Annotated in this window: 8 protein-coding genes; 4 read left to right on the forward strand and 4 right to left on the reverse strand. The window is 71.7% G+C overall.

The features are described from left to right. Positions 1–22: 22 nt before the first annotated feature. Positions 23–2,605 (reverse strand): alpha-glucan family phosphorylase, encoded by a 2,583-nt coding sequence (glgP, locus tag ACFVTX_RS00920; protein ID WP_386897245.1) that lies wholly within the window; start codon positions 2,603–2,605, stop codon positions 23–25. A gap of 86 nt (positions 2,606–2,691) precedes the next feature. On the opposite strand from glgP, the gene ACFVTX_RS00925 reads away from it, so the two are divergent. Further along, positions 2,692–4,713, forward strand: coding sequence for an alpha-1,4-glucan--maltose-1-phosphate maltosyltransferase (locus tag ACFVTX_RS00925; RefSeq protein WP_386897247.1), 2,022 nt, complete (start codon positions 2,692–2,694; stop codon positions 4,711–4,713). Further along, positions 4,706–6,907 (forward strand): 1,4-alpha-glucan branching protein GlgB, encoded by a 2,202-nt coding sequence (gene glgB / locus ACFVTX_RS00930; protein ID WP_386897249.1) that lies wholly within the window; start codon positions 4,706–4,708, stop codon positions 6,905–6,907. Before ACFVTX_RS00925 ends, glgB begins: the two co-directional genes overlap by 8 nt. Positions 6,908–6,995: 88 nt before the next feature. Here the strand turns inward: glgB and ACFVTX_RS00935 are convergent, their stop codons facing one another. Then, positions 6,996–7,946 (reverse strand): co-chaperone YbbN, encoded by a 951-nt coding sequence (locus tag ACFVTX_RS00935; RefSeq protein WP_386897251.1) that lies wholly within the window; start codon positions 7,944–7,946, stop codon positions 6,996–6,998. Further along, complete coding sequence (locus ACFVTX_RS00940; RefSeq protein ID WP_386897253.1) at positions 7,943–9,862, reverse strand: hypothetical protein; 1,920 nt, start codon at positions 9,860–9,862, stop codon at positions 7,943–7,945. Before ACFVTX_RS00940 ends, ACFVTX_RS00935 begins: the two co-directional genes overlap by 4 nt. A gap of 184 nt (positions 9,863–10,046) precedes the next feature. On the opposite strand from ACFVTX_RS00940, the gene ACFVTX_RS00945 reads away from it, so the two are divergent. Further along, positions 10,047–11,663, forward strand: coding sequence for a DivIVA domain-containing protein (locus tag ACFVTX_RS00945; protein ID WP_386897255.1), 1,617 nt, complete (start codon positions 10,047–10,049; stop codon positions 11,661–11,663). 23 nt (positions 11,664–11,686) lie between these two features. Next, positions 11,687–12,751 carry an AI-2E family transporter gene (locus ACFVTX_RS00950; protein ID WP_386897257.1) on the forward strand — a complete coding sequence of 355 codons (1,065 nt, stop codon included), beginning with the start codon at positions 11,687–11,689 and terminating at the stop codon, positions 12,749–12,751. Positions 12,752–12,753: 2 nt separating this feature from the next. Here the strand turns inward: ACFVTX_RS00950 and ACFVTX_RS00955 are convergent, their stop codons facing one another. Beyond that, positions 12,754–13,485 carry an alpha/beta hydrolase gene (locus tag ACFVTX_RS00955; RefSeq protein WP_386898721.1) on the reverse strand — a complete coding sequence of 244 codons (732 nt, stop codon included), beginning with the start codon at positions 13,483–13,485 and terminating at the stop codon, positions 12,754–12,756. Positions 13,486–13,490 lie beyond the last annotated feature (5 nt).

Genomic DNA, 13,490 nt, shown 5'->3' on the forward strand with positions numbered 1-13,490 from the left:
GGTTCGTCGGGGCGTTGGGCGTTCAGCGGGCGACGGCGACGAGACCGAGTTCCGCCGGAGTCGTGAGCCACGGGCTCGCGGGCAGCACCCGCACCGTGTAGCCGAACGAGCCGGCCCGGTCGAGCGTGACGGTGCCCTCGTAGCTGCCGCCGCCGACCGCCTCGAGCACCGTGCGCTCCGCACCCGTGATCGCGTCGTCGGCGGTGCTGCGCCCCGAGACGAGCTCGACGGTCACGTCGGCCGGGTCGAGTCCGCCGAGCGCGACCTCGGCCCGCACGTGCAGTTCGTCGCCGACGACGGGCTGGTCGAGGCCGCCCGACTCGACGTGCAGCACCGCGACCTGCGGCCACGCCGACCGCACCGTCGCCGACCAGGCCGCGAGGGTGCGCGCCCCACGGGCGTCGTCCGCCCGCATCCGCCGGTAGCCGGCCGCGGCGGGCCGGTAGAGGCGTTCGACGTACTCCCGCACCATGCGATCGGCCCCGAGCTCGGGCACGAGCCGTGCGAGGGTGGTGCGCAGCATCCGCACCCATTCGACGGGCACCCGGTCGGCGTCCCGCTCGAAGTAGCCCGACTGGCCGGGCTCGGCCGCCGCGGGCCGCTCGTAGAACGCGGGCACGATGCGGTGCTCGAGGAGGTCGTACAGCGCGGCCGCCTCCCGGGCGTCGCGCTCGGCGGCGTCGCCCGCCGAGTCGGCCGACGGGATCACCCAGCCGTAGTCGTCGCCCGCGTACTCCGCCCACCAGCCGTCGAGGATCGAGAGGTTGAGCGCGGCGTTCATCGCCGCCTTCATGCCCGAGGTCCCGCACGCCTCGAGCGGGCGCAGCGGGTTGTTCAGCCACACGTCGCAGCCCGGGTACAGCGTCTCGGCCATCGCCATGTCGTAGTCGGGGAGGAACACGATGCGGCCCTGCAGCTCGGGCTGCGCGGCGAACTGCACGAGCCGCTGGATGAGCCGCTTGCCCTCGTCGTCGGCGGGGTGCGACTTGCCCGCGACGACGATCTGCACGGGGCGCTCGGGGTCGGTGAGGATCGCGGTCAGCCGCTCGGGGTCCTGCAGCATGAGCGTGAGTCGCTTGTAGGTCGGCACGCGACGGGCGAAGCCGACGGTGAGCACGTCGGGGTCGAGGGCGCGAGAGATCCACTCGGGGGCGGATGCCCCGGGGTGCTGCTCGACGAAGCTCGCCGCGAGGCGGCGGCGGGCGTCGGCGACGAGGCGGGCCCGCATCTCGCGCTTGACCTCCCACAGCTCGGCGTCGGAGACCGCGGGGCTCAGCCAGTCGGCGTGCTCGCTGTCGTCGGTGCCGAGCGTGCGTTCGGCGAGGGCGGTGAGCGCCGGGTCGGTCCAGGTGGGGGCGTGCACCCCGTTCGTGATCGACGTGATCGGCACCTCGTCGGCGTCGAACCCGGGCCAGAGCGCACCGAACATGCGCCGGCTCACCCGCCCGTGCAGTTCGGAGACGCCGTTCGCGTGCCCGGCGAGGCGGAGGCCCATGTACGCCATGTTGAAGGCGCTCGTGGCGGGGTCGGCACCCGGCTCGACGCCGAGGGCGAGCGCATCGGCGGGATCGACGCCCGGAAGCAGCTCGGCGGTCACGTACCGCTGGACGAGCGCACGGTCGAAGCGGTCGATGCCGGCCGGCACGGGCGTATGCGTCGTGAACACCGTGCCCGAGCGCACGAGCTGCAGCGCCTCGGCGAAGCCGAGCCCCTCGCCGATGTACGTCGAGATGCGCTCGAGGCCGAGGAACCCCGCGTGCCCCTCGTTCATGTGGAACACCTCGGGCTCTGGCGTCCCGGCGAGCTCGGCCCAGGCACGCAGTGCGCGCACCCCGCCGATGCCGAGCAGCAGTTCCTGCAGCAGCCGGTGCTCGCTGCCGCCGCCGTACAGCCGGTCGGTGACGCCGCGCAGCTCGTCGCCGTTGGCCGGCACGTCCGTGTCGAGCAGCAGCAGCGTCACCCGCCCGACGGCCGCGCGCCAGACCCGGGCGGCGAGGGTCGCACCGCCGGGCAGCGCGATGGAGATCTGCACGGCGCTGCCGTCGGGGCGGCGGAGCACGGCGAGCGGCAGACCGTCGGGATCCTGCACGGGGTAGCGCTCCTGCTGCCACCCGTCGGACGAGATGGACTGGGAGAAGTACCCGGCCTTGTAGAAGAGGCCGACGGCGACGATCGGCACGCCGAGATCGGAGGCGGCCTTCAGATGGTCGCCCGCGAGGATGCCGAGACCGCCCGAGTACTGCGGCAGCGCCGCGGCGATGCCGTACTCGGGCGAGAAGTAGGCGACGCCACGCGCCGACTCCCCCTCGAGCCCCTGGTACCAGCGTGGCTCGGCGAGGTACGCGCGGAGCCCGTCGCGTTCGCGTTCGGCCCAGGCGACGTAGCCGTCGTCGCCCGCGAGGGCGTCGAGCCGGGCCGGATCGACCTCGCCGAGGAAGGTGACCGGGTCGTGTTCGGAGCGCGCCCAGGCCTCGGGGTCGATGTGGGCGAAGAGGCGTCTCGTGGGCTCGTGCCAGGCCCAGCGGAGATTCGCCGCGAGCTCCTCGAGGGGGGCGAGGCGGGCGGGGACGACGGCGCGGACGGTGAACTTCCGGATCGACTTCACCCGCTCAGCCTACGAGCCGACCGTGTCGAACATGTGAACAGCGCGCTGCGCCTGTCGATCGGCGGCCGACGCGCTACGGTCGGAACGTGAGCATCGCTTCTCCCCTCGCCGGACGCATCCCCGTGACCCGGGTCACGCCCGCCGTGCCCGACACCCGCTGGCACCCGAAGGCCTTCGACGGCGAGGTGGTGCCGTTCAGGGCGACCGTGTTCCGCGAGGGCCACGACCGGGTCGGGGCGATGCTCGTCCTCACGAGCCCTGCGGGCGAGGTCCTCCGCGAGCGCATGCGCCCGCTCGCCCCGGGCACCGACCGCTGGGAGGCGCTCGTGCGCCTCGACCAACAGGGCGAGTGGCACTGGCACGTGACGGGCTTCGACGACGAGATCGCGACGTGGCGGCACGACGCGGCCGTCAAGGTCGACGCGGGCGTCGACGCCGAGCTCATGTTCGAGATCGGGGCTCGTCTCATCGAGCGGGCCGCCGCCGAGACCACCCGGCCGAAGGCCGTGCGCGGCCGGCTCACGGCCTTCGCCGCGAAGCTGCGCGACCCCGCGGCATCCCTCGTCGAACGCCGCCCCCTCATCGACGACCCGCTACTCGCCGAGTTCGACGCCCGCCCGCTCGCGCGGCTCGCGAGCGACTCGGCCGAGCACCGCATCGTCGTCGAGCGTCGCGCGGCGGGCGTCGGCGCCTGGTACGAGTTCTTCCCGCGGTCGGAGGGTGCGAAGCGCCTGAAGGACGGCAGCTGGAGGAGCGGCACCTTCAGATCCGCGCAGAAGCGGCTCGACGGGGTCGCCGCGATGGGCTTCGACGTGCTCTACCTGCCCCCCATCCACCCCATCGGCGTCACCAACCGCAAGGGCCCGAACAACAGCCTCACGCCCGGTCCCTTCGACCCCGGCTCGCCGTGGGCGATCGGCGGGCCGATGAAGGACGGCACCCCCGGCGGCCACGACGCCGTGCACCCCGACCTCGGCACCCTCGCCGACTTCCGCGCCTTCGTGCGACGGGCGAACGCCCTCGGCATCGAGGTCGCCCTCGACCTCGCCCTGCAGGCCTCCCCCGACCACCCCTGGGTGACCACGCACCCCGAGTGGTTCACGCAGCTGCCCGACGGCACGATCCGCTACGCCGAGAACCCGCCGAAGAAGTACCAGGACATCTATCCGGTCAACTTCGACGACGACCCCGAGGGCATCTATGCCGAGGTGCTGCGCATCGTCCGGCACTGGATGAAGCAGGGCGTGCGCATCTTCCGCGTCGACAACCCGCACACGAAGCCCGTCGCGTTCTGGGAGCGGCTCATCGCCGAGGTGAACGCCGCCGACCCCGACGTGGTGTTCCTCGCCGAGGCGTTCACCCGTCCGGCGATGATGCAGGCGCTCGCACTCGCGGGCTTCCAGCAGTCGTACTCGTACTTCACCTGGCGCAACACCCGCGACGAGCTCGAGGAGTTCCTCACCTCCGTCTCGCAGGACACGGCCGACTTCATGCGACCGAACCTCTTCGTCAACACCCCCGACATCCTCACCGAGTACCTGCAGTTCGGCGGGCCCGCCGCGTTCACGGTGCGCGCCACGATCGCCGCGACCGCAGCGCCCCTCTGGGGCGTCTACTCGGGCTTCGAACTCTTCGAATCGGTGGCCCGCCCCGGCGCCGAAGAGGCCATCGACAACGAGAAGTACGAGTACAAGCCGCGCGACTTCGCCGCCGCCGAAGCGGCCGGCCGCTCGCTCGGCCTCTACCTCGGCATCCTCAACCGGATCCGCGCCGAGCACCCCGCACTCGGCCAGCTCCGCAACCTCCGCTTCCACTCGAGCGACGACGACTCCGTGCTCGTGTACTCGAAGCACCTCGACGGCCGGTTCACGGCCGACGGCGTCGCCGACACGATCATCGTCGTCGCGAACGTCGACCCGCACTCGGTGCGCGAGACCACCGTGCACCTCGACCTCGAGGCGCTCGGGCTCGAACCGGGCGCCCGTTTCGAGGTCGACGACCTCGTCACCGGCGCCACCTGGCAGTGGGGCGCCTCCAACTACGTGCGGCTCGACGCGTTCACGCGCCCGGCGCACATCCTCCACCTGAGAAGGGGCACGGATGCCTGAACCGATCGCCGCACCCGCCGTCGACGCCGAGGTGCTCGCCGCCGTCGCCTCCGGGCGGCACGCCGACCCCCACTCGGTGCTCGGGCAGCACGGCTTCACCCGTCCGGGCGAACCCGGGCCCTTCACCGCGATCCGCACTCGCCGGCCGCTCGCCGAGTCGGTCGACGCGCTCCTCGCGAGCGGTGAGGTGCTCCCGCTCGAACACGTCGGCGACGGCATCTGGGCGGGGGCCGGTGCCTTCGGCCCGAGCGACTACCTCGTGCGCGCCCACTACGCGGACGGCGGCGAGTGGACCGCTGACGACCCGTACCGCTTCGCCCCCACGATCGGCGAGCTCGACCTGCACCTCATCCAGGAGGGCCGCCACGAGGAGCTCTGGCGGGCGCTCGGCGCGAACCACCGCGAGCACTGGGGCGTCACCGGCGCCATCACGGGCACCGCCTTCACCGTCTGGGCGCCGCGCGCCCGTGCGGTGCGTGTCGTGGGCGAGTTCAACCGCTGGGACGGTGCGGGGCACGCGATGCGCAGCATGGGCGCGAGCGGCGTCTGGGAGCTGTTCGTCCCCGAGCTCGAGCCCGGCGCGCTCTACAAGTTCGAGATCCTCACCGCCTCTGGCGAGTGGGTCATGAAGGCCGACCCGATGGCCCGGCGCGCCGAGATCGCCCCCGCCACCGCGTCGGTCGTCGACGTCAGCAGGCACGAGTGGGGCGACGGCGAGTGGATGTCGCGCCGCGCGACGACGAACGCGCACGAACGCCCAATGTCGATCTACGAGCTGCACCTCGGATCATGGCGCCCCGGCAAGGGCTACCGCGACGTCGCCGACGAACTCATCGAGTACCTCGACTGGCTCGGCTACACCCACGTCGAGTTCATGCCCCTCGCCGAGCACCCCTTCGGCGGCTCCTGGGGCTACCAGGTCACCGGTTACTTCGCGATCACCAGCCGTTTCGGCTCCCCCGACGACCTCAAGTACCTCATCGACCGCCTGCACCAGGCCGGCATCGGCGTCATCATGGACTGGGTGCCCGGCCACTTCCCGAAGGACGAGTGGGCGCTCGCCCGCTTCGACGGCGAACCCCTCTACGAGCACGCCGACCCCCGCCGCGGCGAGCAGAAGGACTGGGGCACGCTCGTCTTCGACTACGGCAACCCGCGGGTGCGCAACTTCCTCGTCGCGAACGCCCTCTTCTGGTTGGAGGAGATGCACGTCGACGGGCTGCGGGTCGACGCCGTGGCATCCATGCTCTACCTCGACTACTCGCGCAGCGAGGGCGAATGGCTGCCGAACGTGCACGGCGGCCGCGAGCACCTCGAGGCCATCGCGTTCCTCCAGGAGGCGACCGCGACCGCGTACAAGCGCAACCCCGGCATCGTCATGATCGCCGAGGAGTCGACCTCCTGGCCCGGAGTGACCGCGCCGACGAGCTCGGGCGGGCTCGGCTTCGGCTACAAGTGGAACATGGGCTGGATGCACGACTCGCTCGAGTACGTCCAGCGCGACCCGATGTATCGGGCGCACCACCACCACGAGCTCACGTTCTCGTTCCTCTACGCCTTCAGCGAGCACTTCATCCTGCCGATCTCGCACGACGAGGTCGTGCACGGTAAGGGCTCCCTCCTGCGCAAGATGCCCGGCGACCACTGGCAGCAGCTCGCGAACGTGCGTGCCTACCTCGCCTTCATGTGGGCGCACCCCGGCAAGCAGCTGCTGTTCATGGGGCAGGAGTTCGGCCAGCTCTCCGAGTGGAGCGAGGAGCGCGGCCTCGACTGGTGGATCCTCGATCAGCCGAGCCACCGGCAGCTCGCCGAGTTCGTCGGTGCGCTCAACCGCCGCTACCGCGACACCGCCGCGCTCTGGCAGCTCGACGACGACGCCGCCGGATTCGAGTGGGTCGAGGGCGGCGCGGCCGCCGAGAACGTGATCGCCTTCATGCGCTTCGACCGCGAACGGAGGCCCCTGCTCTGCATCGTCAACTTCGCCGGTCGCCCCCACGAGGGCTTCCGCCTCGGCCTCCCGTTCACCGGCCGGTGGCGCGAGGTGCTCAACTCGGATGCCGCGGAGTTCGGCGGCTCGGGCGTCGGCAACCTCGGCGGGGTCGACGCTGAGGCGGTGCCGTGGGCGGGTCGCCCCGCCTCGGCGAGCTTCGTGCTGCCGCCGCTCGCCGCAGTCTGGTTCGAGCTCGACGCCTGAACCCGGTCGACGTGCGACGCGGAACGGGCGGTGCCGATCGGCACCGCCCGTTCTGATCATGCGGCGTTGAGGCCGCCCACGACCCTGCTCAGTAGAGCAGGCTCGCGAGGCGACGGCGCGCCGTCGCGACGCGCGCGTCGTCGGTGCCGACCACCTCGAACAGCTCGACGAGCCGCTCGCGCACGAGCTTCTGCCCGTCGGCGTCGAGCGACGGGAACATCGTGAGGAGACGGTCGAAGGCGTCGTCGACGTGGCCGCCCGAGACGTCGAGGTCGACGACGTCGAGCTGCGCGGCGAGGTCGTCGGGCCCGGCCGCGGCGGCCGAGCGGATCTCGTCGAGCGTCTTGCCTGCGAGGCGTCCGAGCAGGTTGACCTGTGCGAGACCGGCGACCGCGAGCGTGTCGCGCGGATCCTGTGCCATCGCCGTGCGGTATGCGGCCGCAGCGGCCGCGTAGTCGCGGCGCTCGATCGCGTCGTACGCCTCCTGGTGCAGCGGCGGCAGCGGCGCCTCGGCCGGCTCGGCCGGGGCGGCGTCCTCGCCTTCGCCGTCGCCCTGCTCGATGCGACCGGACACCCCGTGCTGGGCGCCGAGCTCGAGGAGCTGGTCGAAGAGGTCCGAGATCACGTCGTCGGGCTGTTCACCTGCGAAGAGCGGCACCGGCTGGCCGGCGACGAGCGCGACCACGGTCGGGATCGCCTGCGCCTGGAACGCCTGCACGAGCTGCGGGCTGCGGTCGGCGTCGGCGGCAGCGAGCACGAGCCGACCGTCGCGGGCGCGGACGAGCCGTTCGAGGGAACCGAGCAGGGTCTTCGACTGCTCGCTCCACGACGCCCACAGGGCGACCACGACGGGAACCGTGCGCGAGAGCTCGAGGACCGCACCGAAACCGGTGTCGTCGGTCTCGACGACGATCCTGCCGCCCGCGGCGGGCGCGTGCGCACCGCTCGGGGCCGCAGGCGCCTCCTGCCGCTGCACGAGGGCCGACAGGTCGACGGCACCGCGAAGGGCGGCGCCGGACGGGGGAATCGGGTTCTTCACTGGACCTCCGATGCTTGGACGAGGCTCTCGGACCAGCCGAGGAGTTGGATCTGCGCGTCGTCGCCCGCGCTCACGCCGGGCACGTAGAACAGCAGCTGGATCGCGCTCGTGCGCGTGACGCCCTTGGCGCTCTGCGAGGTGAACCCCGACAGCGCCGCGGCGCTGCCGCCCTCCTGGAACCCGGTCGTGCCGCCGTCGTTCGGGACGCTCGTCTCACCGCGGACGACGTCGACCGCGACGAGCGCCCCGGCGTCGATCGTGCCGAATGCGATGGGCGGCATCGTCCCGGCCGCAGTGGTGACCGTGAGCGTCGCGGTCGGGTTCGCGGCCTCGGCGGCCGCCTTGCGGCTCGCCGCGTTCAGCGCCTCGTCGAGATCGGAGTCGTCGAGCGCGAACATCGGCGCGAAGGTGCTGGCCGTGCCGTTCTGCAGGACGTCGGCGTACGCCGCGGCGACCTGACCCGTCGGCATCACGAGGCCCTTGAACTCGGGCGAGATCGGCGGTGCGCCGATCGACGCCGGGGCCACTTCGGGGACGTCGGTGTCGGGCACGAGCGCCGTCTGCGAGATGACGTGGTAGTTCTCGCGCGGCGACTCCTGCACGAGCACGAGCGCCGTGGGCGCGATCGTCTCGTCGTCGGCGTTCTTCGCGATCGTGAGCACGGTGCGCGGCCAGCCCGTCGATTGCTGCGGCAGGGTCAGCGTGAGCGGCGCCGCGGGGATCACGGGCGGCACCGGATGCGCGGGGAGCGTGGCGCGGATCGTGTAGTTGGCGAGTCGCGCCTCGAGCGCGGGGCCCGTGAATCGCTCGGTCACGCCCACCTTGTCGAGGGCGGCGTCGACCTCGCCGGTGTACACCGCGAGCCGCCGCATGATGCGCTCCATCTGGGGCACGGTCACGGCGGGCTCGACCACGGGCTCGTCGGCGGAGGCTTCGGCTTCGGCGTCGTGCGACGCCTCGGGCGTCGCGGGCGCCGTCGTCGCGGGCGCCTCGGCCGCGTCGAAGCTCGGCCAGTAGTCGGAGGAACAGGCCGTGAGCGCCAGGGCGGGAACCAGCAGCGCCGGCACGATCACGACGCGCTTGGCGCGCCCGATCGCACGTCGGCCGCCACCGCCGCCGACCTGGCTGCGCGAGGGCTTCGGGGCGCTCGGCAGGCGACCGCGCGGGCCCTTCGGCAGGTTGCGACGGGGGCCGCGCGAACGGCGGTGCCGCAGGAATCCGGACACGAGCAGCGCGAGACCCGCGAGGAAGACGAGGCCGCCGCCCACGATCAGGGGGCCGGCCCACGGCGTCGCCGTGTCGACCGGCCAGTCGAGCGAGACCTCGGCGGGCGCCGGCGCGAGCCCGTCGGAGGCGACGAGGACGGAGATGCCGTCGGGCACGTCGATGGTCGTCGTGACGAACCCCTCGCCGGTGAACTCGTCGAGCCACAGGTCGGAACCGATCGGCGTGGCCGCAGCGAGCGCCTCGGGGTCGGCCACGGCATCACCGTCGGCCGGCGCCTCGGTCGCCGCGGGCGTCGGGACGGCAGGCGCGGTCGTCGGCGCCGGAGTCGCGGTCGGCGACTCCTCCGACGGCTCCTCGGTCTCACCGAGGGCGACCCGCTCGGTCACGAGCGCCTTCTCGTCGGCGTCGTAGTGCACCGACTCGTAGGGGATCTCGCCGAGCCACGCCTGGATGTCGGTGGTCCGGCCGTAGGAGATGAAGATCGGGCCGTCGCCGGTCACCGAGATCTCCTGCTTGCCGGGATTCGCGGCCAGCGCGTCGGGCTCGATCACGACGAACGCGCTCTCGCCATCGGACTGCGCCGACATCGAGACCCGATCGGCCTCCATGAAGACGGTTCGTTGGGCGATGCCGAGCCCGATCATCACGGCCGCGGCGACGAATGCCACGATTGCGAGGGCGAAGCGCACGGACAACCTCCAAAGCCGCACATCGCGGCATCCGACAAAGACATTTCACACTACCGGCTGTGCCTGTGAGTCACCTCACCGAACGCTGGAAGCGCGTGCGTCACAGCGCATCCCGAACCCCCGTACAATCGGACACGATTCCCGCATGAGCCCCCACAAACGCGGGACACGACCCGGAGGAAGCATGGCCGTCGAAGAGACCGAGTTCACACAGGTGTTCCGCGGATACGACAAGGACGAGGTCGACAAGGCCATCAACGGCCTTCGTCGTGACATCATCACCGCGAACACCCAGTCGGCCGACTCGGCCAAGGAGAACAAGCGCCTGCTCGCGCGCATCGACGAGCTGACCGCCGAACTCGAAGAGGTCGGCAGCCCGACCTTCTCGGGCCTCGGCACCAAGCTCGAGAACACGCTGCGCGTCGCCGAAGAGCAGTCGACCCGCCTCATCGCGCAGGCCGACATCGACGCCGAGAAGCTCCGCCGCGCCGCGGAGGACGAGGCCCACCTCATGCGCTCCGACGCGCACGAGCTCGCCGAGCGCACGCTCACCGAGACCCGCGCGCAGGCCAACCGCCTCCTCGAGAACGCCCGCGTCGAGGCCGACGACATGGTCGCCCGCGCCCACGAGACGAGCGAGCAGCTCCGCCAGGACGCGGCGCGCGACGCCGCGGCGATCCGCGGTTCCGTCGCCACCGAGACCGCCGAGCTGCGCACCACCGCGAAGCGCGAGGCCGCCGCCCTCGTCTCGACCGCTGAGCGCAAGTCCTCCGAGCTCCTCCTCGCCGCGAACACCGAGGCGAGCGACGCCCGCGCCACCGCGGCCGGCCTCACCCAGGAGACCGAGCAGACCCGCGCCGAGGTCGCGATCGAACTCGACCGCGCCCGCGCCGACCTCGCGAAGGAGACCGAGCAGGCGCGCATCGACCTCGAGCGCGAGACCGCGCAGTCCAAGCTCGACCTCGAGCGCGAATCGGCCGAGGCCCGCGCCGACATCGACGCCGAGATCTCCGAGCGACGTGCCGCCCTCGTCCACGAGCTCGAGCAGGCCCGCACCGACCTCGACCGCGAGCTCGCGGGCAGCCGCGCCGAGCTGGCCGAGCAGCGCGAGCAGGCCAAGGTCGACCTCGAGCGCGAGGCCGAGGCCGCGCGTCTGAAGCTGCAGCACGAGCTCGAGCGCATCCGCGCCAAGCACGCCGCCGACCTCGACCAGATGCGCGCCGACCTCTCGCTCGAGCAGGAGCAGGCACGCGCCGACTTCGACGCCGAGTCGGAGCAGTCGCGCATCGACCTCGACAACCAGCTCACCGCGATGCGCAAGAAGACCACCCACGAGGTCAACCGCATGCGCCGCGAGATCGAGAAGGCGCACCTCGACCTCGAATCCGAACTCACCGCGAAGCGCGACGAGTCCGAGCAGGAGCGCCTCACCGCCCACCAGGAAGCCGTCACCCAGACGCAGCAGTTCCTGGAGGAGGCGAACGCCGAGCTCGCCGAAGCCGTCGCCCGCACGGCGGCGAGCCGCGCGGAGGCCGACCGCCTCGAGACCGAGGTCCGCACCGAGATCGCGGGCATCCGCGACAAGGCCGACGACGAGGCGAGCGAGCGGATCTCCGCAGCGCACGACCAGGCGCGCAAGCTCATCGCCGACGCCGAGGAGCGCACCCGCGCCCTCGTGGCGGACGCGGAAGACCGCCTCTCGCAGATTAGGATCGAGCGCGACGCGGTCGCCGGGTACTTCGAGAGCCTGCGCGGCGTGCTGACGCAGGCGGAGCAGGTGGCCGCAGCCTCGAAGAAGTAGTCCGAGCGAAGGAGCGCGATCCCATGAAGATCCAGAACGCGTTCCGCATCGGCCTCGTCGGCACCCTGGGTGTCGGCGTCGGACTCTTCATCCTGGCGTCGATCGTCAGCCTCTCGGCGATCATCACCTACATCGGAGCAGCACTGTTCCTGGCCCTCGGCCTCGATCCGGCGATCAGCTGGCTCGAGCGCCGAGGGCTTCCTCGTTGGTCGGCGATCCTGATCACCATGACCGGGGTCGGGCTGATTTTCGCCGCCCTCGTGCTCGCCGTCGTCCCGACGATCGTCGAGCAGGTGAGCCAGCTCATCGAGCAGATCCCCCGGATCATCCAGCAGGTCAGCTCGCAGGACTGGCTCGAGGTCTTCCAGGAGCAGTTCCCGCTGCTCAAGGTCGACGAGATCGAGGCGCAGGTCACGACGGCCCTCACCGACTTCTTCACCAACCCCGACAAGCTCTCCGAGCTCGCCGGCGGCGTGCTGCAGTTCGCCGTCGCCATCGGGACGGGCGTCTTCGCCGTCATCATCGTGTTCATCCTGATGCTCTACTTCACGGCATCGCTCAACACCATGAAGCGCGCGACCTACCAGCTGGTGCCCGCATCGAAGCGGGCCCGCTTCGCCGACCTCACCGAGCAGATCACGCAGTCGGTCGGTCGCTTCGTGCTCGGGCAGGTCTCGCTCGCCGCCGTGAACGGCGTGCTGAGCTTCATCTACCTCTCGATCATCGGTGCACCGTTCACCGCCGTGCTCGCGTTCCTCGCGTTCCTGTTCTCGCTCATCCCGCTCGTGGGCACGCTCACCGGATCGATCACGATCGTGCTCGTCTGCCTCATCCCGACGATCGGGTCACCGCTCACGGCCCTCGCCGCCGCGATCTACTACGTGATCTACATGCAGGTCGAGGCGTACTGGCTGAGCCCCCGCATCATGAACCGTGCGGTCAAGGTACCCGGTGCCCTCGTCGTCATCGCGGCCCTCGCCGGCGGTGCGCTCGGCGGCGTCCTCGGTGCGCTCGTCGCCATTCCGGTCGCCGCCGCGGGTCTGCTCATCATCAAGCAGGTCGTCATCCCGCGGCAGAACGAGCTCTAGCTTCAGCCCTCGGATGCTTCCGGCGCAGCCGGCCAGTGCGTCGGCAACGGCGCCGCCGCAGGGTTCACGACCGAGACGATCTCGTCGAGCACCCGACGCGTCTGCGACTCCCCCACCCAGAGGTGCCGGCCGCCCTCGACGTCGATGCGGCGAAGCCGCGGGAGCCCCGCGAAACGCTCGGCCGCCTCGGCGGGCTTCAGGTAGTCGTCGTGCTCGGGAATGAGCGCGACGAGCTCGGGTCGCGCGTCGCGCCAGCGGGCGAGCTCGGCGTCGCTCGTGCGGTGCAGCGGCGGCGACAGCAGGATCGCACCGTCGATGCCGTGGTCGAGCCCGTACTTCAGCGCGAGCTCGGTGCCGAATGACCAGCCCACGAGCCACGGATGCGGAAGGCCCCGTTCTCCGACGAACGCCATCGCCGCGGCGACGTCCGCGCGTTCGGCCAGACCCTCGCCGAACGACCCGTCGCTCGTGCCGCGCGGAGACGCGGTGCCGCGCGTGTTGAACCGCAGCACCGCGAGGTCGGCGAGGGCCGGAAGCCGTGCGGCGGCCTTGCGCAGGATGTGCGAGTCCATGAACCCGCCCGCCGTCGGCAGCGGGTGGAGGGTGACGAGCGTCGCGACCGGCTCGCGCCCCTCGGGCGACGCCAGCTCGCCGACGAGCCGGAGCCCGTCGCTGGTCCGCAGTTCGATCTCCTCCCGACGGGCGGGAAGTTCGACGCCCGCCCGGATCTCGATCGATT

Source organism: Agromyces sp. NPDC058136 (assembly GCF_042884375.1).
GTDB lineage: Bacteria > Actinomycetota > Actinomycetes > Actinomycetales > Microbacteriaceae > Agromyces.